The following is a 22,000-nucleotide window of genomic DNA, read 5'->3' on the forward strand; positions in this document are numbered from 1 at the left end:
AAGCCCGCCAGCGCTGGCGCCACTTGCCAATCAACGCGCCGTCGCCGTTGCACCATACTGTCCGGTTGGACGACGAAAGATCAGCCAGAGCGTTGCGCCCAGCAACAGTACCCCGGAAAACAGCCAGAGCGTCGCCCAGACCATCGCTGGAATCCCCGTTAGGCGTGCCATGTTGGCTGCATCGCTTTGTACGTTGGTCAGCGCGGAAAGGAAAAACAACGTCTTGAGGTCCGACAATGCATCAAGGCAGCACTGAACAGCCAAGAAGTTCACAATGAACTGCCCCACAGCCGGCTTAGTCAGCACACCAAGGACGACAAGGCTGACGCCGACGCTCAAACCCACAATCCAGCTGTAAAGTGTTCCAGTCAGGACGCACAACACCGCCAGCAAGAATAACAGTAGCCCTCCTGCGCCAAGCATTCCCCACCGTACCGGCATTGGGAGCTTCATCCGCAAGCCGCCAAGCAGCAGCGTACCGGCCAGCGCCAGCGGCAGCACCATCAACCACGACACTTGGCCGTTGACAAACAGAATGGTCAGCAAAAGAACGAGCATCCCCGACCCAACCAGCAACAGACCGGCTCGGTCACGGCGTTGCGCCTGGTACAGCAGCCAGACGCCAAACAGCATTGTCCCAAGGTAGCCTGCGCTAGCGATAAACCAGTTCTGTCCGGCGGTGAGCGTCAGCCCGCTGCCGTCCCAGTGAACCGTCATGCGGATGACATGATAGCCGCTCAACAGCGCCGCCAGCGCGTGGCTGCCTTCGTGAATGAAAGTCACAAACATGCGGATGGGGAACGTGACGACCGAAGCCAGCGGCAGCGCCATCAACATCAAGGTGACGGCGGTCGCCAAAATGAGCCAGAGCAACGAGGAGTTGCGGCTGTTTTCGGCAGGAATGGTGATAACCCGCCCTTGTGGAAAGAGGCGGCGAGCCGGAGCATCGTCGGTATGGCGCATGGTCGGGACTCCAAAAGGCGAGGCTGCGATCCAGGGACCGGTGGGGCTATAGTTATGCGTTGCGGCGTACTCGTCAATGGAAGACGACGTTCCGGGAATGATCGGCGACAAATTCCACCGGCGCGGCGATGAACGCTTCCCAATGTGTTTGGATGTTGTCAAGAAGGCTATGTAAAACCGCTTCCCGCGTTGGCGCGGCGTCACCCAATGCCAACCGCAGCGATGTAGCCGGATGACGCAGCCCATCGGGAAATGAAACCTGCCCGACGTTGACGCCGATGCCGATAATCAGGAACTCTAACGCTCCCCGCTGCCACTCGGCCTCGACTAAAACGCCAGCGACCTTTCCGCCGTCAAGGAAAACATCGTTGGGGCGCTTGAGGCTGAGGCGCGTCGAGTCGCCGACAAATTCCGTTAGCGCACGGTGAACCATCAAACCGGCAAACGTTGTGACGCACGCCACGTCGGCGGTCGCCGGCGCCGTCCGCCGCAGAATCGAAAGATACAGTCCTTGCCCGGCCGGAGAGTGCCAGCTGCGCCCGTACTGCCCGCGGCCGGCAGTCTGCTCGTCGGCGCACAGACACAAACCATCCGGGGCGCCGCCGCGCGCCAACGCCTTGAGAGCCGTGTTGGTGGAATCCACCCGCGTGACCCACCGCACTGTGAAACGCCCCGAACGACTGGACGCTGCCATTAGTTTACGGCATCGGATCGGACGACTTGATTTCAATGCCGTTGGCCGCCAACGAGGTGCCCAGTGTTCGCTGGAGCTGCGCTACGGCTTTGTTGTAATCAGTTAGGGCTTGAATCTCATTGCCGCGCGCAATGGACAGCCGGTTTTGGCGGTCAAGAATCAAAAAAGTTGTAGAAAGACCAGCTGCGTACCGCTGCTGCTCGCCACGCAGTTGGGTTTCCGCCGCAATGCGCGCCGCACGGGTCGCCTCTACCCGTTGGCGAGCGGAAGCGACCGCCTGCAGGCCATTTCGCACTTCAACTTGGATGCTTTGCTGAAGGCTGCGTTCCTGCGCCTTGAGTTGGCGTCTGGTGGCGAGCGCCCGTCCAACGGCGGCTTCGGCCGTACGGTTGCGGAAAGTAAACGAAATGTTCGCCCCAACCGTGTAGGTGGGAAAATCAAAGGAGAAAAGGTTGTTGAGCGCCGTCCCGTAACCGCCGATGAACCGCTGGTTGATCAGCGTCGGGCCGCCGGGCAGGTTAGCAACCCGCGACGTACCCGCCAGCCCGTTCAACGTCAGCGCCGTAAAGGCGTCTACCTGTGGTTTGCGCTGGTTTTCGGCAAAGGCCCGCTCAATGTCGTTGAGTTCTTGCTGGAGTCGAAGCTGCTCCAGTTCCGGGCGGTTGCGAAGCGCGCTGGCTAGCGCCTGCTGCACATCGAGTTCAACGGGCGTGAAATCCACGTCGTCGGTCGGCTCAATGGCCGCCTGCCACGCATCGGCTTGCGGATCACCCAGAATCAGTTGCTTGAGCTGGTTTTCCGCCGTCGTAATCAGCTGAAGCGCCGCAATCGCCGCGTTTTTGCGGTTTTCAAGCTCGGACTCGTTTTCGACGACATTGATGGGCGCGCTGGTTCCGACTTCGACCTGCCGGCGCGTTACGGCGAGCGAGATGTCCGCCAGCTCAACAGCGTCACGCTGAATCTGAAAGTTACGAATGGCGAAAACCAAATCCCAGTAGGCAGATTGGACGGCGGCAATCGTCGTTAGCACACGCTGCCGGAACTGCGCGTCGCTGATGGTAAGCTGCTTGCGACTGATTTTGACCAGCCGTTCATTGGCGCTTGACCGGAAGTTCCGAAACAACGGCTGCGTAAAACGGAAATCAAGCGTAGTGAAATACTGGGGACTCAATCCGGCTGAACCAGCGTTGTTGGTTTCACGACTGTTCGAAAAAGTAATCACGTAGTTCCCGCCGGTCGGCAAGTTTTGCACCAGTGTCGGCGTGAACTGAAACTGTTTACGTTTGAACGCCCCGCCTTCCGCACCGATGAAAGTTTGCGCCGTCGGCGACGTAGAAGATTGAAACTGCACTGTCGCCTGCAAAATCGGGTCGTAACTTCCCCACGCGCCGCGCTCGTTTTGCTGCGCAAGCTGTACGTTAGCTCGCTCAATCTCGATGTCCTGATTGTTGCGGAGCGCCATGAGAATGGCGTCGCGGAGCGTCAGCCGCAGCGTTCGGCCTGGCGTAATGCCGACGCGCGTCGTCGGCAGGTCGTCCAGCGCACGCTTGGTTCGTTGATCGGCGACCGGAAGCGGCGGCGCTTGGCCGCTCCCTGTTGGCGGTGTCGGGCTTTGGGCGACGATGCCGGCCAGCGGGGCGTCTAACACTCCTGCGTGCTGGGCGAATGCGGACGAGGCAGCAAGGCCAAAGAGAACAGCGAGCATCGTGAGGTGGCAAAACCGGAGGCGGCAAAACTGTTGGTTGGGCGGCATAGAGCGTCAAAAAGCGTTGGAAAGGACGGAAGGAGTCAAAAACTAAGGCGATGTCGTCGGCGCTTTACGCCGCCGTCGCCGAACAAGTTCCACAGAAATGATGTGGGTGCAGTTGAGTCGGCGTGTAATCTTTATGCGCGGCGCACTGCGCAAGCGTGTGATGTTCTACACGAACGGGGGGCGCGTTGCTCAAGGGCAAACAGCGCTCCTGCGAAAAACAAAGGGACGGGCGCACGCCCATCCCCAAAACCCGATCACGTCTCGCCTGTGGTGGAGATGAGGGGGGTCGAACCCCTGACCTCTGCATTGCGAACGCAGCGCTCTACCAGCTGAGCTACATCCCCATAATAAAAGGCTTCACGAGGCGGTTCTCGACGGTAAAACCACTGGGAAGCGGTTGTCAAGCCGTGCCCTCAGCTCCAGACGACTCCGGCCGGATAATCCGCAGGCCACCGGGGGCGGTCGGTGCAATCTGTAGCAGCGCCTTTCCCGCGACCAAGTCAAGCAGCAAATCGCCGACGGCTGCGCGCCGCCATCCGTGCAGTAGGGGAAAATCGCCCGCCTCAGCGGGAGAGCCGCCCTGCAGAATCCATCCGGCGAAGCGGAGCAGGTCGTCGCGCGTCGCCAGGAGGTTCGGCGCAATATCCAGCGCCCCCGCCCGTAGGCGAACAACGGCGCCAAGCAGGCTGGCCAAGCCGTCCAATGTCGGGTCATACTCACGAGTCGTCACCGCTTCCGGCCACTCGCTTTCCGGCAACGCCAACGCCTGCTGGATGGTCTCAAGAATCTCCGTCACCGCTTCGCGCGACAGGTTACCGGCGCCGCGCACCTGCCGGAGCGCCGCCTCCGTACGCGGCATCGTATAGGCAATCTGCCGCAGGGCGTCATCGTGCAAAATGCTCCCAACCGGACGGTTCCGGCTGCGCGCCGCCGCTTCCCGCCACTGGCACAACTCGCGTAGGACGGCCAACTCGCGCCGACTCAATCCGCCCAGTTTCCCAATTTTGAGATACTCCTGCCCGGCTTCGCGCCCTTTGACGGCCTGTGCCACGGCGTCCGCGCAGGCGTCCAGCGCCCACGCTATCCGGCCCCGCCGCTCCAGTTCCTTCAGCAGCCCGTCGTAAACGGGGAACAGGTAGCGTACGTCATTGAGGGCATACTCCAGTTGCTCCGGCAGCAGTGGGCGGCGCGTCCAGTCCGTGAATTGCTGCTTTTTGCTTAGGGAAACCTTGGTAAATCGCTGAACCAGCGCGGCGTAGCCCGCGGCCTCGCCATAGCCTAGAAATGCGGCGGCGATTTGCGTGTCGAACACGTTGACCGGAATGGCGTTTGTCTCGCGCCGGAGCAAGGCGATGTCTTGCGCGCCGGCGTGAAAAATTTTCCGCACCCGCGAACTCGTCAAAACCTCAGCTAGCGGCGCAAGGTTGACGCGAAACGGGTCAACTGCGACACAAGCTTCACGCAGCCCAAGTTGCACAAGACACACCAGCGGCATGTAGCGCCCTTCACCCTGAAACTCCAAATCAATGGTGAGTTCGGTGTGCGTAAGCGCCCGGCGGCAAAAGTCCTGAAAGGCGCGGTCGGTGTCAATCCACATGACGCAAAAGATGACGCATAGTAACGCCGATCTCAATCCCTCGCTCTTGATGTTGCGCGGCGGCGGAGCGGCTCCGCCGGGCGGAGCCTGTCTGCGCCGACTTTTAGGAAATGTCTGCGTCGCGGTAGTGCGCAAGCGCAGCGCTAAGACCGTGCCGTACGGCGTCGAACTCCGCCATCAAACGGCGCCGCAACGAAACGTCGCCGCTTGGGCGCGGCTCGGTAGCGTTCGCCGGCGGCAACGGCGGCGGAAAACCCTCCGCTTGCGCGTCAAAAAGATACCAACCCGCAAGGTGCTTGGAGTCCCTGCCGTAGAAGACACCGTACTCACCGTTGAGCGGGTCATAGACGACCGCCACCTGCCACGGCATGCCGAAGACATCGCGCTGGGTGGCTTGGTCCGTACCGGACATAAAAACGCCGAAGCCGGGGTGCGTATGATACCAGCCGACAATGCGCAAGTCCGCCTCGACTTGCCCCTGTCGCTGTTCACGTAAGCGTCGCAGGTGGTCGGCGACGGCCAACAGGTCGGCCACTCCCATCTCGACAAAGGTGGGACCAGCGGCGGCTTCCTGCGCCGGAACGGCGTCCACAATTGCGGTAAAGGTGACGGTGCAGCCGCTGAGTTCGGCGACGTACACATTCCCGATCAGCAGCCCGCCGCACTCGTTTTCACCGAGAAACGCGCGCGCTAAATCAGGCATTGTCTCGGCCGGTTTCTCCGGCGGAGCGGCCAGCAGGATTTTTTCCTCCGCCTGCTTTGACAGGAAAACCTGCAGGCCGTCGGTGGGCGGTCGCCCAACGGTTTCGAGAACCTGCGGCAGCGGCCGCCGCATCGGTGTTACTTCACGGACGACTTTGATATGGAACGTCATGGCGTGAGCGGCCCTGGTTCAAAGGGGAAAACTTCATTGTGTTTGACATCGAAGGCGAAGCTCTGCACGTCGTCCATACGAACGTAGAGTTTGCGGAAATGCGCCGTCGGCATGTGGTTTTGGAAGTGTTCGACCTCGCAGTCATCCAGCTCGAGCACATCGGTTTCGATGCGGACACGGCTGACGTTTTCCAGTCGCGCGTCGCGCGCCAACGAAAGCGTATCAGTAACGGTTCGGGAAATCCGCCCGCGCACGATGCCGTACGGCATGTAAAGCACCAGCAACGGACGCGCGCCGCCAGTGTCGAGCGCGGCGCGGATGGCCGTAAAGAGCGTGTCGCTCATGCGAAACTTCATCGTCGGCGCATCCAGTTGGCTCATGGCTATTTATCTCCCTCACCCTGTAGAGCCGCCGCTCGTATGCGGCGCAGATGTTCAGAAATCAAGACATTTGGGAAGCTAACAGGTTTCAAGGTGGGATAAAACACCTTGGCCGCCTGACTGACAAGCAGCAGGCAAGGCGCGTCGCTTGGAAGCTCATCTGCTACGGTGTGAAGTTGTACAGCTTCAGACGCGGATGGTGCGGCCCAAAGGTCACAATGTTGAGGCAACCGTGGTCTTGCTCAAGGCGAACCAAGTGTTCGTCCGGTAAGCCTAACGCCCAGCCTAAAATCACACGGTTGACGCCCGAATGGAGCGCCAACGCCACTGTTTGTCCCGCATGCCGCGCCAGCAGGCCCTCGACCGTCGGCAGCACGCGCTGCTTAACTTCCTGAAAACTCTCGCCGTTTGGAAACTGGCAGGTCGCCGGATTGGCGCGCCACGCCGCAACCGTCGCCGGAAAACGCAGTGGCAGCTCATCCACCAGACACCCTTCAAGATCGCCAAAGTTAATTTCCCGCAGTTCCGGCTGAATCACCGGGCGAAGGTCGCGCCCAGCGGCTAGTAACTCCGCCGTATGGCGCGAGCGCGCTAGGTCGCTGGCGTAGAGGGCGTCCACACGCTGGTTCTGCAAATATCGCGCCAGCCGCTCAATTTGCCGGACGCCTTCCGCCGAAAGCGGCAAATCTGTCCAGCCGTGGCAGCGCGGCGCCGGGCCGTCCGTCGTCTGACCGTGCCGAATCAAAAGCAATGTTGTTACGGGTGATTCAAACGACATGTCGTTGGGAGAAGCGCGCCGCCGCCCTTGCGTGACGGCGCTCACCGGCCGTCGCGCAGCATCTCAACATGCGGCAGGCCGTCTTCATCATATGGCGCGGAAACCGTCCGGTAGCCGAACGCCCCATAAAACCGTTCCAGATACTGCTGCGCGGAAATGCGATTGCCCTGCCCCGGATAGAGCGCATCGTGTAACGCCAGCGCGCGCCGCATCAGTTCTTTTCCCAGTCCTTGCCCGCGCCCGGCTGCCGTTGTGATGACGCGCCCGATAGACGGCTCGGCGTACTTGACGCCCGGCGCGACCAGCCGACAGTAGGCGACCAACACCTGCCCGCTCGGCGTCGGTCGCCACCCCATGATGTGGTGGGCATAGCGATCCACACCGTCCGCATCCTGATACACGCACTGCTGCTCGACGACAAACACCGCCAGCCGCGCCTGCAGCACGGCGTAGAGGTCGTCCACAGTGAGTTCCGCGAAGCGGGCTGTCCGCCATTCAACCGGCGCGGTTGCGACCATTTCCGGTGTCATAGGTGGAAAACTAGCTTGTCACCGCGCCGGATGCCAGTGTAAGGTTGCAAGTAAGTGCATACTAACTAACGTAAGCTAACGCACACTGTTCCGCCCACGATGACCAGCGCCCCGCCGACCATCACCGCTGACGCGCTCCACGACGCCGCACCCCGCCGCATGTCGGGGGAAGACCGGCGACGGCAAATTGTCCGCATTGCTATGCGGCGGTTCTCTGAAAAAGGCTTTAACGGCGTCACCACCAAGGAAATCGCCGCCGAAGCCGGCGTCAGCGAAGCGATTATCTTCCGGCATTTCGCCACCAAGCAGGACCTTTACGCCGCTATCCTTGACCAAAAGATGAAGGACGCTGACGCGGCAGCCTTCTGGACGCGCATGCGCGAGTTAGCCGCTTGCCGCGACGACCGGCGGTTTTTTGAAACCATCATGCAGCATGTCATCGAGCGCCACCGCGCCGATTACTCCTTCCAACGCCTGCTGTTTTTTAGCGCGCTCGAAGGCCATGAACTCTCTGAGATGTTTTTCCGCCTCTACGTGCGGGACATTTTTGATTTTCTGGGCGATTACATTGAAACCCGCATCCGTGAGGGCGCATTTCGGGAAGTGAATCCGCAGGTGGCGGCGCGGTCACTCTTCGCTATGCCGTTCCTTCAAACCATGTTTGAGCAACTCCACGGCGACCAGACCGTAACCGGCTCGCCGGAGGCGCTGGCGCGCGCTTACGCCGCAATCTTCCTTGACGGCATACGGCGGCCGGCGACGCCAACCACATCCACCACCCCTTCCCCAACGGACAAGCTATGACTGCCTTGTGTCTCCGCTCCAAGCAAGCCGGGTTTTGGTTGGTGACAGCGCTCTTAGCGCTCTGTCTGACCGGCTGCTCCCGCAAAAAGGAAACCGTTAGCGCCGCCGCACCCGACACGTCCGCCCCGCCGCCGGCGATCGAAGTCAAGACGACAACCGCCGTCGAACGCCTTATCCGCAAATCTATTGAAACCGTCGGGTCGCTTGTACCGGATGAGCAAGTCGTCGTCGCCGGACAGGTCGGCGGTGAAATCACCGAACTCACGGTGGATGTCGGCAGTCCAGTTAGAGCCGGTCAGGTCATCGCCCGCATCTCGCCCAAGGAATATGAACTTAAGCTCCAGCAGGCGGAGGCGGCGCTGGCGCAGGCGCGCGCCATGCTGGGCGAAGCCGGCCGGCGCGACCCTGTTGATATTGACGCCGTACCGGCTGTCCGGCAGGCCAAAGCCGCTCTTGACGACGCCCGCGCCCAGATGGAGCGCACCGAGCGCTTGGTAGCGTCCGGCGATCTGCCGCGCCAGCGGTGGGATACTGTGGAAGCCAACTACCGCGCCGCCGAAGCCCGCTATCAGGCCGCCCGTGATGAAGCCGTCATGCGCCTTGGCGTCATCGAACAGCGCCAAGCCGAGGTGCGCTTTGCCCGGAAGAAACTCGAAGACTCCACCGTCCGTGCGCCCATCAGCGGCTTTGTCAGTGTTCGCCACAAGTCACGCGGCGACTTCATCAATGAGCAAGGCGGCAACCGCGACATTGTCACCATTGTGCGGCTCGATCCGATTCGCGTTCAGGCGAATGTCGCCGAAGCTGGTGTTTCGTACGTCAAGGTGGGCATGGCGGCGCGCTTCACAACGGATGCCTACCCAGGCCGCGACTTTTCGGCGCGCGTGGCGCGCATCAGCCCTGTTCTTAATCAGCAGGCGCGGTTGCTGATGGTGGAGGCCGTCGCCCCAAATCCGCAGGGCCTGCTCAAGCCGGGCATGTTTGTGCGCGTTTATGTGGACATCGCCACCGACGTACCGGCGGTGTTCGTGCCGTCCAGTGCTGTCGTCAGCGCAGCCGGCGTGGACAAGGTGTTCGTCGTGGCGGACGGCAAAGCTGTGGCGCGGCGCGTTCGGCTGGGCAAGCGCGACGGCGAAGCGGTGGAAATCACCGAAGGTCTCAAACCCGGTGAAAAAGTCATCACCGACAACCTCGACCGTCTGACCGACGGAACGCCGGTCAAAACCTTCTAACGGCCGACAGCGGATGCCCGTATGGAACTCAATGGCAGCGTCGTCATCATCACCGGGGCCTCCAGCGGCATTGGAGCCGCGACGGCGCAACATCTGGCCGCGTGCGGCGCGAAAGTCGTGTTATTTGCCCGCCGCGCTATCGAAATGCACAGGGTGGCGGACGCCATCCAGCAGGACGGCGGCGCGGCGTTGGTCGTACCCGGCGACGTGTCGCAGAGCGCCGATGTCCAGCGCCTCATGCGGGAAACGCTGGACGCCTTCGGCCGACTTGACGCGCTGGTGAACAACGCTGGCATGGGCGGAGGTCTTAACCTGTGCGACACCCGCGACGACCTGCTCAGGCGGGTGCTGGAGGTCAACGTTTTGGGGTGCGCGCTATGCGCCAAGTACGCCATACCACATCTGCCGCGCGGCGGCGTCATCGTCAACGTTGGTTCGGTGGCTGGCGAGGTGGCGACGGTTGGGATGTACACCGCGTCAAAGTTCGCTGTGCGCGGCTTCAACGACGCCCTCCGGCGTGAAGTCAAGCCGCGCGGCATTCACGTCGTCTTGATTGCGCCCGGTTTCATTCGGACAGAAATGACCGCTGGGCTGCGTTACAGCATGCCGGGGCCGGAAATCGTCGCCCGCGCCATTGAAAAAGCCATTCGGTCGCCCCGGCGCAAAATCGTTGTGCCGTGGTGGTACCGCCCGCTGATGTACCTTGGCAAGATTCCCCCCATCGCCGACGCCATTTTTGGTAATCCGAAAACGCAGGCCCGCTACCGCGACCGTGACAGCGTGAAAAAACTCGCCAACTAACGTCGCCGACGGCGGTTACAGCCGTCCCTTCAGGAAGTTATGCAAAAACTCGCCGAACTCTGCATCAAGCGCCCGGTCTTCGCCACGATGCTCGTCATGGCGTTTATCGTCGTTGGGGCGTTTTCCTACTTCAAGCTGGGCGTTGACCTGTTTCCGAAAATTGACTTGCCGACCGTCACAATCACGACGCGGCTCGACGGCGCTTCGCCGGAAGAGGTCGAGTCACAGGTGACGAAACGCATCGAGGAAGCCGTCAACACTATCAGCGGCGTGGATGAAATCCGGTCGGTATCGGCCGAAGGTGTCTCGCAGGTGTTTGTCGTCTTCGTGCTGGAGCGCGACATAGACGAGGCCGCGCAAGATGTGCGCGACAAGGTCAACCGCATTCTGGGCGAACTACCTTCGGACGCTAGGGCGCCTATCATTGAAAAGCTTGACCCTGACACCCAGCCGGTGCTGTCACTGGCGCTGTCGGGGAATCGGTCGGCGCGGGAAATCACCGAAATTGCCGATAAAGTCATTAAGCGAAACCTGGAATCGCTCAACGGCGTTGGGCGCGTGTCCTTCATTGGCGATCGGAAGCGTGAGATTCAGATTGTGCTCGACGCGGCCAAAATCGCCGCCTACAACCTCAGCGTGGACGCCATCAAGCAGGCGCTGCGCGCCCAAAACGTCGAAATCCCCGGCGGCCGTCTTGACGACGGTCGGCGCGAGCTGTCTTTGCGGACGCTGGGGCGCATCACCCGCGTGGAAGACTTCGCCAACATTATTGTCGGGACGGCCAACGGTTTACCGATTTACGTCAAGGACATCGGCTATGTCGAGGACGGTGTAGAGGAGCCGCGTTCGCTCGCCCGGCTGGACGGACAACCGGCCGTGATTCTGGAAATCCGCAAGCAGTCGGGAACCAACACACTCGAAGTCGTCCGGCTGGTCAAGGAGCGCGTGGCGGAGTTGGCCGCGCAGTTGCCGCCGGATTGCCGTGTGCAGTACCTCAAGGATCAATCCATTTTCATTCAGGACGCTTTCGATTCCGTTCAGGAGCACCTGATCCTAGGTGGGATCATGGCGGCGCTCGTCATGCTGCTGTTTTTGCGCAGTTGGCGTTCGACGGTCATTGCCGCCGTCGCCATTCCGGCGTCGGTGGTGGCGACCTACGGGCTGATGTACGCCATGGGCTTCACGCTCAACCGCATGACGATGCTGGCGTTGGTGTTGAGCGTCGGGATCGTCATTGACGACGCCGTGGTGGTGCTCGAAAACATCTACCGCTTCATGGAAGAGAAGGGCATGTCGGCCTTCGAGGCAGCGAAGGAAGCCACGGCCGACATCGGCTTCGCCGTGTTGGCGACGACGCTCTCGCTGGTTGTCATCTTCGTGCCGGTGGCGTTCATGGGCGGCATCGTTGGGCGCTTTATGTCGTCGTTCGGTTTTACCTGCGCCTTTGCCATTTTGGTCTCGATGTTCGTCAGCTTCACGCTGACGCCGATGCTCTGTTCGCGGTTTCTGCGCCCGGCGAAGGTCGGCGCGGGCCATCGCTCGTCACGGACAAGCGGCGTTTATGGGCGGCTGGAGCGCGGCTACGTTTGGTTGCTGGAATGGTCGCTGCGGCGACCGCTCGCCATTGTCGGTATTTCCATTTTGACCGTTGCTTCAGTCGTCCCGATCTCTTCTGTGATCGGCAAAAACTTTATTCCGTTTGACGACGTGGCGATGTTCGAGGTGGCGGTCAAACTGCCGGAGGGTGTGACGTTGGCGGAGGCTGAAAAACAAATGACGGCGCTGGAAGCCATCGTCAAAACAACGCCGCATGTGACGCACTGCCTGACGACGCTGGGCGGGGACGAACAGCGCCGCGTCAATCGGGGCAACATCTTTGTGCAACTTACGCCGCTCACAGAGCGCAAGCTGACGCAGGCGGAGTTGATGCAAATGGTCCGCGACAAGCTCGCCGATCAGCGGGACAAACGCATCTCGGTGCAGTACGTGCAGGCGATTTCCGGCGGCGGGAACTCGGCGGCGCCCGTACAGTACGTCGTACGCGGACCCGACATCGCCAAACTGACCGACGCCTCGCAGCGGCTGGTGGATTTTCTCAAGACCGTACCCGGCGTGGTGGATGTGGACACGACCCTGGAAGTCGGCAAGCCGGAAATCCGCGCCGCGATTGACCGTGAAAAAGCCGCCAACCTGGGCGTCAACGTGGGAACCGTTGCGTCGGCGTTGCGGACGCTGGTCGCCGGCGAGATTGTCGGCGCATACCGCGAGGGCGACGACCGCTACGATGTCCGGTTTCGGCTGCGCGGCGCAGACCGGACAGGTCCCGATACGCTGCTGCGGTCATATGTACCGTCAACGAAGCTTGGCAACGTCCCTCTTGCGAACCTTGTGACGCTGACCAGCGGAACAGGACCGGCGCAGATTGACCGTTACAACCGGCAGCGGCAGGTGACGATTTCAGCCAACTTGCAGGAAGGCTACTCGCTCGACCGCGTCTTGCAGGCGCTTGATGAAAAAGCCAAGGCGCTCAATCTCGGGCCGGAATACCGCGCCGCCAAGTTGGGTCAGAGCAAGGAGTTGGGCAAGGCGGCGGCCAACTTTCTGATGGCGTTCGTGCTGTCGTTTGTTTTTATGTACATGATTTTGGCGGCGCAGTTTGAAAGCTTTTTGCATCCGGTGACGATTTTGTTGAGCTTGCCGATGGCGGTGCCGTTTGCGCTGCTGTCGCTGCTGCCCTTTGGGCAGACGCTCAACATTTTTTCGGCGTTGGGGATTTTGATGCTGTTCGGCGTCGTCAAGAAGAACTCGATTCTCCAGATTGACCACATCAACGTTTTGCGCGCCGGCGGGCAGGAACGCTATGCCGCGATTGTCGCGGGGTGCCGCGACCGGCTGCGGCCAATTCTGATGACGACGCTGGCGTTGGTCGCGGGGCTGATTCCGATGGCGGTGGCGCAGACGCCCGGCTCGGCGGCGCTGCGGTCGGTCGCCATCATTATCATTGGGGGACAGAGCCTGTGTCTCCTGCTGACGCTGGTGGCGATTCCGGTGTTTTATCAACTTTTTGACACGCTGACGGACAGTTCGTGGTGGCGGGCGCGTTTCGACGCCGTTCGTACCCTGTGGCGGCCTGCGCCGGCCGAGGAAGCGCCGGTGGATGTTTCGGCGGCTGCCCGCGAGCAAACGCCGTAATGTTGCTCAGGACTTGGACGCGCCTGTTTCGCCCGCATGCGCCGGAGCGCCCGCCGGAGGCAGGGTTTGTTCCGGCTCTGACGGCGGCTTCGGTGTCGGCGGCGCCGCTTCCGGCGACAGCGGCGACGGCGCTTGGCGCGGTCGGCGCGGCGCTGGAACGGTTGTCGCCGCGCGCGGCCGAGGATTTTGCCGCTCGCGCATCGGCGTTGGTCGGTCGGCTGGGCGAAGAGGTCTTTGCTGAAGTCTGCCGGTTGTTGACGGTGGCGAGCGCGACGCGGCACACGGCGCGGCTGGCGGACATCATTCAAGAAACCTGTCGGGCGGCGGAGGCGCTGGCCGGCGACGAGCGGAGTACAGCGTTGTTAGGTGCGGCGGCGTCGCTCTACGCCGAGCAACCATTGTTGGGCGCGGCGGCGTTGCGCGTAGCGGCGCAGCACCCGGAACTGACGGTTGAAGCCTTTGCGGCGTGGTTGGCGGCCGGACGCGCCCTATGCGGAAGTGACGCAGTGAAGCTGGGGCCGTACGTGCGACTGGAGACGGCTCAGGCGCGGAACATTTTGGAGTCATGCCTGCCGGGGCTGCCGCTGAGCGAAGTCGCGCCGACGCTTCAGCATTACTTGCGCGCCCTGACTGGACGCGCGTTTCGCCTTGCAACGCCGACTTCGGATGCCGTTGGCGGCGATGTCGGCGGGCGTGTGACACCAACTGGCGATGCGCCGACGCTCATCCTGCCGCGCCGCGTCGCCGTCTTTGCGGAGCGTGACCGGAACTTTCTGCTCTACAAACTGTTGGCGGCGCAGGGTGCGGGACGGCTGTTGTTCGACACGCACACGCCGGACACGCCGCCGCTGATTGCCGCGTACGAGGCGACGCGGGCGTTTTTTAGTGATTTGGGCGCAGGCGCGGGCGGGCTGTCGCACGTAGATTTCGCCGTCGTCCGCGACCGGGCGGCGGAGCGTGTATTGCCTCCGCGTCCAGCGTCCGTTACGGTCGGCGACGCTCTGGCGTTATTTCCCGACATGGAAAGCGCCGAGGCGTTGTTTGACGTGATTGAGATGGCGCGCATTGTGCGGCGACTGCGCAGCCGGTATCGCGGCGTCGAACGCGACCTAGCGGCGCTGGCGGAGCCGTTGTTGGCGAGTCGTCGGTCGTTGGCGGGTGCGTCGTTGACGGCGGCGGCGGTTGAACTGTTGTTCCGGCTGGCGCTGGTTGGGCGTGTAGGGGCGGACATTCAGGCCGAATACGCCGCCTTGACTGAAACGCTGGCAGCGGCGTTGGCACCATGCTTGACGGAGGGGGCGACGGTGGCCGACTCGCTGCGGGTGACGCTGGACATTTACCGGCTGTTGCCGCCGCCGACGCAGCGGCGCTGGTCGCCGGAGATCGCTGCGCCGCCCTTGCGGGAGCGTCCGTCTGCGCCGGTGGTCGGCGCGGTGTCGGTCGGCGCGGCGGGTGAAGCGCAGACGCCGACTCGTGCTGCGACTGATGTTTCGATTGAGGGCGACCAAGCTGCCGCGGCGGACGACGCTGCGGACGACTTGGAGCAGGACACGCCGGCCGCCCGGACGCCGGATGTGTCGGCGACGGTCGGCGAGCCGTTGGGGCGGTGGGTGGTGGTCGGAGCGCATCAGTATCCGGAGTGGGACGTTCGTCTGGGCGACTATCGGCCGGACTGGTGCCGGGTGTTGGATTTGAGTGTTGCGGATGAGTCGGCGGCGGCGCTGGGTATGGCCGACGATGCCACGGCGGCGCGTTTGCGGCGGGCGTTTGAACGGTGGCGTCCGGCGGAGTTGAACTGGGTGCGGCCGACGACGGACGGGCAGGAAGTGGTTGTGGACGCCCTGATTGAGCGCCGGATTGAACGCCGGCGGCGGTCGTGGGCGTCGGACGCGGTGTACGCCGTTCGGCGGCATGTGACTCGTTCGGTGGCGGCTTTGTTGCTGCTCGATGTTTCGCGTTCCACTGGTGAGCGCCTGGATGAGCGCCCGGACGCGCGCCAGGGTGAGTGTGCGGATGCGGGCCTGGCGGCGGACGCGGCGCGGCGGGTACTGGATGGTGAAATTGAAAGCGCGCGGTGCTTGGCGGCGGCGCTGGAACAGCTTGGGGATCGGTTCGCCGTGTATGCGTTCAACAGTCGGGGACGGGGTGCGGTGCATTGTTTTCGGTTGAAGGCGTTTGGCGAGTCGGCGGGGCGGCTGTCGCGCCGGCTGGCGGCGCTGACGCCGGCGGCGAACACGCGCCTTGGCGCAGCGGTACGGCATGCGACGCGCTTACTGGCGGCGGAATCGGCGCGTCAACGCTTGTTGTTGGTGGTGACGGACGGCCTGCCGCAGGACGGTGATTATGGGGATGTGACGTACGCCGTGGCGGATACGGCGCAGGCGTTGGCGGAGGCGCAGGCGGTTGGCGTACGGCCGCTGGGGATCATTTTGGAGGCGGGACAGTCGGAGGGGTTGTTGGAGGTACTGTTTGGGCGGGGGCGCTATGCGCGCCTTCGGGCGGCGTCTCACTTACCGGAAGCGCTTCCACGCCTCTACCGACGATGGACGTTTTAGAGTGATAGGGAATGCGGACGACCCACACCTGAACCAGCTCTTCCCGCTCGAAGACCTCTCTACCGCCTGTGGTCTGACACTCAATACGCTCGGTGGCTTCAAGCATGTCCCGCAAGTGTTCCGTCGGGTCTCTCATAACGGCACGGCTTCCGCCAGCACGCGCTCGCGTAGGCGCGGCTTGATGCCGCGCGCGCTGACAACGTCCACTTTGCAACCTAGCAGGCCATTCAGCTCGACCCAGAGCGCCCCGTGATCAAACAGGCTGCGTCCCGGCTCAAACTCCACTAAAAGGTCAATGTCGCTTGCGTCGTCGGCTTGTCCACGGGCGACAGAGCCGAAGAGACACACTTTGTACGCGCTATGCTTTGCGCAAATACGCAGAATCTCTTCCCGCTTACTTCGAAGCATCTCTTCCAGCTTCATAACCTGACTCCCTGTGGTTTCATCAAATTGCCGCCGCCCCTCGACGCCATGCAGCAGGTGTGCCGCTCGGTACTGTGTGCCGGTCCCGCCGCAAGGTTCTCTCCGGGGAGGGACATTTCGCCCGAATAAGGCGGCCAGGAAAAGCGTCCCCACACGGAATCCACTCCCGCCCGTGGTAGTGCTGCACCACCTGCTCCGCCGTGAACAACGAACCGCTCACACAGCTCAGACGCTTGCTGAAGCCAGACGGCGCTTCCCAAGTACGGGTCGGGACTCGTCCACCGCCCCGGCAGACTGTCCAGCTGCCGATACAGCCGGTGGTCGTACCACTGCCCGCATCCCGCTCGTGACCCGTGTACTGCCGCCGCGTCGCCGTCGGCCCATACTGTCGCGACACCCAAAAGTAGGGGATTGACCTCATGCGGCACGCCGCTCCTTCGCCGTACCCCTCCGCCGCGTGCCCCCGCGCTCGACCGTGAGCCTCACCGTCGTCGTCACATCCCCAACCCGTCCGGCCACGAGCGCCGTCCCGACCCCGACCGCCTCCGCAAAGCCCTGTTCCGTCACCCGCAACACGCTCGGATCAGACGACGACCACGTCGGCGTCAGCCCGTTCACCGGCGTTGGCGTGCATTCGGCGGCAGAGGGCGGCCCGCATAGCAAGCAAGGACAGAGCCGCCCCTTCTTGTCCAGCAGGGACGGCCCGGTGTCACCCACATCGCCGACTGGGAGGTCGTCGCGTTATTGCACGACTGCTAAGCCCGGTGTTGATTTGACCTGCTCCGGCACCGACCTGTGAAGCGATTCAGGCGGCGGCTCATCCATCAAGAGAAGCTTCGGTTCCCTGTGTTTCTTCCTCCTGCCGTGCTTTGGAGAGGGCTGAGGCAATAATGCCGGAGGGGAGTGCCACTATGCCCAGCCCAATAACAAGCACTACGAACGTAAAGAACCGCCCGCCCGCCGTCACCGGATAACTATCGCCGTAGCCCACAGTGGTCAGCGTTGCCACCGCCCACCACAGACCGTCGAACATCGAAGTAAAAACCTCCGGTTGGGCTTCGTGTTCAAAGTAGTAGATGCCAACCGCCGCCAGATAAATCAGGATGAGCGCCGTCGCCGCGCACAGCAACAACTCTTCCTTAGAGATAAGCAAAGCGCGGTGAAAACGTCTCATGGCGCGGCTGTAGCGGGCCAGCTTCAGGATGCGCAGCAGGCGCAAGAAGCGCAGCGAACGGACGGAACGTAGGTCTATTGTCAGCCCGACATAGAACGGCAGAATCGCCAGCAAATCCACCACTCCATAGAAGCTAAAAAGATATTTTATTATCGGACGTGCACCGCAAACGCGCACAAGGTACTCCACTGTAAAAACGCTCACCGAAAAAATTTCAAAAGCCTCTAGCCAGAAGCGTTGATTCGGCGTTAGGTTTGGAAGCGTCTCTAGCGTGAAGTCGGCTAGCGAGAGAAAAATGATAGCCTGGATGAATAGTTCACCCTTTCCAAAGCTGATTTGTCCATCGTGGTCACGGGTAACGAGAGGCATGCTTTTCCAGCAGGAACTTGCTACGCCCAGCTTGCAAACACGGCTGAGGCTTTAGGTAAGGACAACATACTCGACCAGTTTTGCTAGCGTCAGTAGGGTGACGCCGGACTGGACGCCGGCTACAATGTCGTCGGCCATCACCCCCAAACCGCCGCGCAGGGCTTCGCACTGTTGCGCCGGATAGGGTTTGAGTACGTCGAAGACACGAAAAGTCACGAAGCCGGCGATAACCCAAAGCTCAAACCCACCCTTGAGGGCGGCCAGTTTAGGAACTAGCGGAAGAAAAAGATACGCGATGAGCTGCCCGGCGAACTCATCTATGACGACTTCATTCGGGTCCTTGGCACCGAAAAAATTCACGGCGCGGTCGGCCGCCCAGACGCCGGTGTAACTAACCAGCATCGCCGCCAGTAATAATCCCCAAACGGCATCCAGCGCAAAAGGCTCAAAAAGACCGAACTTCCCGGCCGCATAGTAGAGCGCCGCCACAACTGCTGAGCCGGCCGTCCCGGGCGCGATAGGCGCATAACCCGCAAAAAAGCCCGTCGCCCACACCAGCGCCAAGTAATCTCCGACGGTGCGCGGCGGCGTCCGGGGAGGGTTGGACGCCACAGTTTTGGTCAGTCGCACGACGCGCCTCCAACCGGACGGCGGCGCCGGGGCGTATTCGGCGGCTGCGTCGGCCGGTAGCGCGCCGGGTCGCCGGACGCCAGAACCTCGGCGATCTGGCGAAAGGTTTCTGATTGGCTGGGCGTTTCACCACTTCCAAGATCGGGATGCCGCCAAGCGTCCAGCGTCAGCAACTTCGGAATGTCCGGTGGGATGCGCGCCCGCAATTCATCTTCCGTCGCCAACAGATCGTCACGGTACGCCTCGGTCAACCAACGGAGTAACTCATCGCTGCGCCACCGTCGGCCATATGCGATGGGGCTTCCGTCCAGATTGCACACCGGTGACTGATCTGGAAGTTGAATGACACGGCCGCGCAGGCGGATAGTACGCGCTTCACGCCGCACTCGGCCGCGATCATCAAAGGTCTGCCCCTCGTCGCTGTCCGCCGTCGGGTAAAGATAGTCATCCGGTGTGACGCCCGGTGGGCGACTCAGACAGTTCCCAAAAACATGCAGACAGTTGTCAATAGCCGCGTGTCCTGCGTCCCACACGTGACAACCCAGTGTTTCAATGACCATCGCCCAGCGGTCGGGATCACGGTAGGCGTGAAGCCGCGCCGCCGCCAACCGGAAGCCGGGCGCATCAAGCATCGGAAAAACCAATCGGTCGGCGCAATCGTCCAACTGCGCCAAAATTTCGGCGGCCGTCATCCCTCTTTCGGCGTCGGCTTGGGTGCGGCCGTCCCTGTCCGTGACGGCGTTTTCTCCGTCTTACCGTTCGCGCCCGAATCAACCAATGAACCTAAGTAAGCTGGCAATTCAACACCGGCCTGCCGGGCGATTTCCTGAAGGGGCGGCAACGATGAGACAAAGTTGCGGATGAAGTGCGCCGTGGATGAGCCGTCGCCGTTGCCGCCCGAATCCCAGACCGTAATTTTGTCGATCTTGAGGTTGGCGATGGCTTCGACCTGTTTTTCGACAATAGTTTCCAGCTTCTCAAGCAGAATCAGCTTGGCGGCGGTGTCGGGGTCGTTGCCGCAGGCGCGGATGATGTTGTGATAGCCCTCAGCTTTCGCCAGCAGGAGTTGCTTCATGCCGTCGGCGTCAGCCTTGTACTTGAGAAGGATGGCGTCGGCTTCGCCTTGCGCTACACGTCGGATGCGTTCGGCTTCAGCGTCGGCTTCCACCTGTCGCTTGAGTTTCTCAATTTCTTGGCGGACGAGTTCCTCTTTCTCAAGAAGGGCTTTTTCGCGCTGCCGTTGCGCGATAAGGATTTCACGTTCGGCGTTGGCTTTGGCGACTTCGGCGCGTTGCTGGGCGGCGGCCTGCCGTTCGGCCAACATCGCGTTCGATTCAATAACAGCCGCCCGCGCCATGTTTTCTTTCGCCGCCGTTTCAGCCTCCAGCTCGGCGATGGAAATGCGCTGTTGGGCTTCGGCGCGCTTGACACCTACTTCGGCTTCGGCGCGTTCGGCGGCGATGTCAATGGTTTTCTTACGGTTGGCCTGAGCTTCGGCGATCGCCGCTTCAGCTTCCAACTGGGCCGTCACCATGCGCATTGTCCGCTCGGCTTCCTTTTTTCCCTTCTCCGTTTCAGTTGCTTCAAGGGCAACCTGTACGGTGCGTTCGCGAACGGCCTTCGCCTCGCCCACCGCGCCGAACCGTTCCTGCTCAGCGACCTCAACGCGCGCCTTATTAATAGCCTCGGCGGCCGACTTCTTACCGATGGCTTCGATGTAGCCGGAGGCGTCCGTGATGTCACGGACGTTGACGTTGAGCAACTCTAAACCGAGCTTGTGGAGCTCGGCGGCGACATTTTTATTGACCTGCTGAAGAAACACTTCGCGGTCGCGGTTGATTTCCTCAATGGTCAACGTCGCAATGACCAGTCGCAATTGACCGAGGATGATTTCCTGCGCCTGTTCCTTGATTTGGCGTTCATCAAGCCCCAGCAATCGTTCAGCGGCGTTGTTCATAATCGCCGGGTCGGTTGAGATGGCAACGGTAAAGGTGCTGGGTACATTGACGCGGATGTTTTGTTTCGAGAGCGCCCCCGTGAGGTTGATCTCAATCGGCATCGGTTGGAGGCTCAGGAACTGGTAATCCTGAATCACCGGAATCACAAACGCGCCGCCGCCGTGGATGCACTTGGCGCTGCGGCCGCCGCCGACCTTGCCGTAAATGACAAGAATGCGGTTCGACGGGCAGCGTTTGTACTGATTGATGATGACGCCGATGACAATCAACACCGCCAAAGCGGACAAGCCGACGGTGGCCACCAGCGCAAGACTGATTTCACCCATGGGGAAGTTCCTCGTGTGATGGCGCTAAAGCCTGCCGACCGGCTGCGGCTTCAACAGGTTGGGAAGTAGGCTCGGAAGACGGGTATGCGCTGAGCAGTGACTCCGGCACAACCATCAAAACGCCGTTGCTGACACTGTGAACGAACACTCGTGAACCGGTTGGAATCGCCGGTCCATCCGTGACGGCTTCCAAGGTCGCCAGCCGCCCTTGGACTTCAATTTGCACCTGTCCACTCCCTTGTCCATACGCCGGTATCGTCAGGTATACCGTTCCAAAGTTGCCGATGGCGTTGGCGACGCGGAGCGTCCCATCGGATTCAATGCGGCGGGCCTGGCGGAGCATCCAGACGGTCGTCGCAAAGGTGATCAGACCGGCGCTTACCGCCGTTCCCAGCACCATCGTTGGCGACAGGCGCGTCATCTGGAAGCACAGAACACCGCTCCACCCCATGACCATCAATCCGGCCAGCATCGCGTTGAGGCCGCCGCCGGGCAACGAATCACCGTGACCGAACAGGTCAAAGCTTCCGTCAAGGTGGCCGTCAAGGCCGTCGAGGAGCGCCCCTAGGAGCAGCTTGGCGACCAGCAGAGCCGTTGAAAACAAAGCAATTCCCCAGCATAGCCATTCCAGAGCCGAACCTGCCACCAACCACTCCACCATAGGACGTTCCGAACCGCAACGGGGCTTTCACCGGGAGGGAAGACAAACAATAACGGCTAAAAGTGCGGAAAAGAACATTAGTGACGCCATCCGCCTTGGTCAAGCACAGGTTGATTGGTTTTCGCGGGGATACAGGAGGTGCCTAAGCACGGACCACCGTCACACTGCGCCCGCCGGGCGTCACCGCCACGTACGCCCGCGTCCGCTCCGCCACCGACGCCTGCCCCTTCCGCTGGTCAAAAATCACCAGCCACCCCACCGCCTGCTCCCCTAGCCCCGCCAGATAAGCCTCCAACTGCTCCAGCC

At 61.8% G+C, this 22,000-nt stretch carries 21 protein-coding genes and 1 tRNA gene; 5 read left to right on the plus strand and 17 right to left on the minus strand.

The window, feature by feature from the left end; translation table 11 throughout:
* Nucleotides 1-30: 30 nt before the first annotated feature.
* The 9 genes from NZ585_14230 to NZ585_14270 all read right to left on the minus strand — a co-directional run bounded on the left by NZ585_14230 (nucleotide 31) and on the right by NZ585_14270 (nucleotide 7,569).
* A complete protein-coding gene (locus NZ585_14230) occupies nucleotides 31-963 on the minus strand; it encodes a M50 family metallopeptidase (GenBank protein ID MCS7081192.1) in 933 nt (310 codons plus the stop codon).
* A gap of 73 nt (nucleotides 964-1,036) precedes the next feature.
* Entirely contained in the window at nucleotides 1,037-1,657 is a 621-nt protein-coding gene (locus tag NZ585_14235) for a biotin--[acetyl-CoA-carboxylase] ligase (GenBank protein MCS7081193.1), read from the minus strand.
* A gap of 4 nt (nucleotides 1,658-1,661) precedes the next feature.
* The gene (locus tag NZ585_14240) at nucleotides 1,662-3,362 is read right to left on the minus strand and encodes a TolC family protein (protein ID MCS7081194.1); all 1,701 of its coding nucleotides are present in this window, start codon (nucleotides 3,360-3,362) and stop codon (nucleotides 1,662-1,664) included.
* A gap of 316 nt (nucleotides 3,363-3,678) precedes the next feature.
* Nucleotides 3,679-3,754, minus strand: a tRNA-Ala gene (locus NZ585_14245).
* 56 nt (nucleotides 3,755-3,810) lie between these two features.
* Nucleotides 3,811-5,007 (minus strand): ribonuclease D, encoded by a 1,197-nt coding sequence (gene rnd, locus NZ585_14250; protein MCS7081195.1) that lies wholly within the window; start codon nucleotides 5,005-5,007, stop codon nucleotides 3,811-3,813.
* Nucleotides 5,008-5,110: 103 nt separating this feature from the next.
* Nucleotides 5,111-5,881: a Mov34/MPN/PAD-1 family protein gene (locus NZ585_14255; protein MCS7081196.1), complete on the minus strand. Its 771-nt coding sequence runs from the start codon at nucleotides 5,879-5,881 to the stop codon at nucleotides 5,111-5,113.
* The gene (locus NZ585_14260) at nucleotides 5,878-6,261 is read right to left on the minus strand and encodes a hypothetical protein (protein MCS7081197.1); all 384 of its coding nucleotides are present in this window, start codon (nucleotides 6,259-6,261) and stop codon (nucleotides 5,878-5,880) included. Before NZ585_14260 ends, NZ585_14255 begins: the two co-directional genes overlap by 4 nt.
* Before the next feature lie 163 nt (nucleotides 6,262-6,424).
* Entirely contained in the window at nucleotides 6,425-7,084 is a 660-nt protein-coding gene (locus NZ585_14265) for a histidine phosphatase family protein (GenBank protein ID MCS7081198.1), read from the minus strand.
* Entirely contained in the window at nucleotides 7,081-7,569 is a 489-nt protein-coding gene (locus NZ585_14270) for a GNAT family N-acetyltransferase (GenBank protein ID MCS7081199.1), read from the minus strand. The genes NZ585_14265 and NZ585_14270 overlap by 4 nt, the downstream gene beginning before the upstream one ends.
* 99 nt (nucleotides 7,570-7,668) lie before the next feature.
* Here NZ585_14270 and NZ585_14275 point away from each other — a divergent pair, with 99 nt between their 5' ends.
* Genes NZ585_14275 through NZ585_14295 form a run of 5 tightly spaced genes read left to right on the plus strand, consistent with a single transcriptional unit; the run spans nucleotide 7,669 to nucleotide 16,153 of the window.
* Nucleotides 7,669-8,373, plus strand: a complete 705-nt coding sequence (locus NZ585_14275; protein ID MCS7081200.1) for a TetR/AcrR family transcriptional regulator — start codon at nucleotides 7,669-7,671, stop codon at nucleotides 8,371-8,373.
* A complete protein-coding gene (locus tag NZ585_14280) occupies nucleotides 8,370-9,605 on the plus strand; it encodes an efflux RND transporter periplasmic adaptor subunit (GenBank protein MCS7081201.1) in 1,236 nt (411 codons plus the stop codon). The genes NZ585_14275 and NZ585_14280 overlap by 4 nt, the downstream gene beginning before the upstream one ends.
* 21 nt (nucleotides 9,606-9,626) lie before the next feature.
* Nucleotides 9,627-10,406, plus strand: coding sequence for an SDR family NAD(P)-dependent oxidoreductase (locus NZ585_14285; protein ID MCS7081202.1), 780 nt, complete (start codon nucleotides 9,627-9,629; stop codon nucleotides 10,404-10,406).
* A 39-nt stretch (nucleotides 10,407-10,445) separates the two neighbouring features.
* Nucleotides 10,446-13,598 carry an efflux RND transporter permease subunit gene (locus tag NZ585_14290; GenBank protein MCS7081203.1) on the plus strand — a complete coding sequence of 1,051 codons (3,153 nt, stop codon included), beginning with the start codon at nucleotides 10,446-10,448 and terminating at the stop codon, nucleotides 13,596-13,598.
* Nucleotides 13,598-16,153, plus strand: coding sequence for a hypothetical protein (locus NZ585_14295; GenBank protein ID MCS7081204.1), 2,556 nt, complete (start codon nucleotides 13,598-13,600; stop codon nucleotides 16,151-16,153). The genes NZ585_14290 and NZ585_14295 overlap by 1 nt, the downstream gene beginning before the upstream one ends.
* Before the next feature lie 132 nt (nucleotides 16,154-16,285).
* Here the strand turns inward: NZ585_14295 and NZ585_14300 are convergent, their stop codons facing one another.
* The 8 genes from NZ585_14300 to NZ585_14335 all read right to left on the minus strand — a co-directional run bounded on the left by NZ585_14300 (nucleotide 16,286) and on the right by NZ585_14335 (nucleotide 21,694).
* Entirely contained in the window at nucleotides 16,286-16,576 is a 291-nt protein-coding gene (locus NZ585_14300) for a nucleotidyltransferase family protein (protein ID MCS7081205.1), read from the minus strand.
* 22 nt (nucleotides 16,577-16,598) lie between these two features.
* Complete coding sequence (locus NZ585_14305; GenBank protein MCS7081206.1) at nucleotides 16,599-16,997, minus strand: hypothetical protein; 399 nt, start codon at nucleotides 16,995-16,997, stop codon at nucleotides 16,599-16,601.
* Entirely contained in the window at nucleotides 16,994-17,293 is a 300-nt protein-coding gene (locus NZ585_14310) for an Ig-like domain-containing protein (GenBank protein MCS7081207.1), read from the minus strand. The genes NZ585_14305 and NZ585_14310 overlap by 4 nt, the downstream gene beginning before the upstream one ends.
* Before the next feature lie 100 nt (nucleotides 17,294-17,393).
* Nucleotides 17,394-18,119: an ion transporter gene (locus NZ585_14315; GenBank protein ID MCS7081208.1), complete on the minus strand. Its 726-nt coding sequence runs from the start codon at nucleotides 18,117-18,119 to the stop codon at nucleotides 17,394-17,396.
* 51 nt (nucleotides 18,120-18,170) lie between these two features.
* On the minus strand, nucleotides 18,171-18,749 hold the full coding sequence (locus NZ585_14320; GenBank protein MCS7081209.1) for a phosphatidylglycerophosphatase A: 579 nt from the start codon (nucleotides 18,747-18,749) through the stop codon (nucleotides 18,171-18,173).
* A complete protein-coding gene (locus NZ585_14325) occupies nucleotides 18,740-19,441 on the minus strand; it encodes a hypothetical protein (protein MCS7081210.1) in 702 nt (233 codons plus the stop codon). The genes NZ585_14320 and NZ585_14325 overlap by 10 nt, the downstream gene beginning before the upstream one ends.
* A complete protein-coding gene (locus NZ585_14330; GenBank protein ID MCS7081211.1) occupies nucleotides 19,438-21,033 on the minus strand; it encodes an SPFH domain-containing protein in 1,596 nt (531 codons plus the stop codon). Before NZ585_14330 ends, NZ585_14325 begins: the two co-directional genes overlap by 4 nt.
* Nucleotides 21,026-21,694 (minus strand): hypothetical protein, encoded by a 669-nt coding sequence (locus NZ585_14335; protein ID MCS7081212.1) that lies wholly within the window; start codon nucleotides 21,692-21,694, stop codon nucleotides 21,026-21,028. The genes NZ585_14330 and NZ585_14335 overlap by 8 nt, the downstream gene beginning before the upstream one ends.
* Between the last annotated feature and the right edge of the window lie 306 nt (nucleotides 21,695-22,000).

The organism is Chloracidobacterium sp., assembly GCA_025057975.1.
Lineage (GTDB): Bacteria > Acidobacteriota > Blastocatellia > Chloracidobacteriales > Chloracidobacteriaceae > Chloracidobacterium.

Coding starts and splice junctions, on each gene's coding strand:
- NZ585_14325 (MCS7081210.1), bottom strand. CDS start 19,441: ATGACGGCCGCCGAAATTTTGGCGCAGTTGGACGATTGCGCCGACCGA.
- NZ585_14240 (MCS7081194.1), bottom strand. CDS start 3,362: ATGCTCGCTGTTCTCTTTGGCCTTGCTGCCTCGTCCGCATTCGCCCAG.
- NZ585_14300 (MCS7081205.1), bottom strand. CDS start 16,576: ATGAAGCTGGAAGAGATGCTTCGAAGTAAGCGGGAAGAGATTCTGCGT.
- NZ585_14275 (MCS7081200.1), top strand. CDS start 7,669: ATGACCAGCGCCCCGCCGACCATCACCGCTGACGCGCTCCACGACGCC.
- NZ585_14280 (MCS7081201.1), top strand. CDS start 8,370: ATGACTGCCTTGTGTCTCCGCTCCAAGCAAGCCGGGTTTTGGTTGGTG.
- NZ585_14260 (MCS7081197.1), bottom strand. CDS start 6,261: ATGAGCCAACTGGATGCGCCGACGATGAAGTTTCGCATGAGCGACACG.
- NZ585_14255 (MCS7081196.1), bottom strand. CDS start 5,881: ATGACGTTCCATATCAAAGTCGTCCGTGAAGTAACACCGATGCGGCGG.
- NZ585_14285 (MCS7081202.1), top strand. CDS start 9,627: ATGGAACTCAATGGCAGCGTCGTCATCATCACCGGGGCCTCCAGCGGC.
- rnd (MCS7081195.1), bottom strand. CDS start 5,007: ATGTGGATTGACACCGACCGCGCCTTTCAGGACTTTTGCCGCCGGGCG.
- NZ585_14235 (MCS7081193.1), bottom strand. CDS start 1,657: ATGGCAGCGTCCAGTCGTTCGGGGCGTTTCACAGTGCGGTGGGTCACG.
- NZ585_14305 (MCS7081206.1), bottom strand. CDS start 16,997: ATGAGGTCAATCCCCTACTTTTGGGTGTCGCGACAGTATGGGCCGACG.
- NZ585_14330 (MCS7081211.1), bottom strand. CDS start 21,033: ATGGGTGAAATCAGTCTTGCGCTGGTGGCCACCGTCGGCTTGTCCGCT.
- NZ585_14290 (MCS7081203.1), top strand. CDS start 10,446: ATGCAAAAACTCGCCGAACTCTGCATCAAGCGCCCGGTCTTCGCCACG.
- NZ585_14335 (MCS7081212.1), bottom strand. CDS start 21,694: ATGGTGGAGTGGTTGGTGGCAGGTTCGGCTCTGGAATGGCTATGCTGG.
- NZ585_14230 (MCS7081192.1), bottom strand. CDS start 963: ATGCGCCATACCGACGATGCTCCGGCTCGCCGCCTCTTTCCACAAGGG.
- NZ585_14315 (MCS7081208.1), bottom strand. CDS start 18,119: ATGCCTCTCGTTACCCGTGACCACGATGGACAAATCAGCTTTGGAAAG.
- NZ585_14295 (MCS7081204.1), top strand. CDS start 13,598: ATGTTGCTCAGGACTTGGACGCGCCTGTTTCGCCCGCATGCGCCGGAG.
- NZ585_14270 (MCS7081199.1), bottom strand. CDS start 7,569: ATGACACCGGAAATGGTCGCAACCGCGCCGGTTGAATGGCGGACAGCC.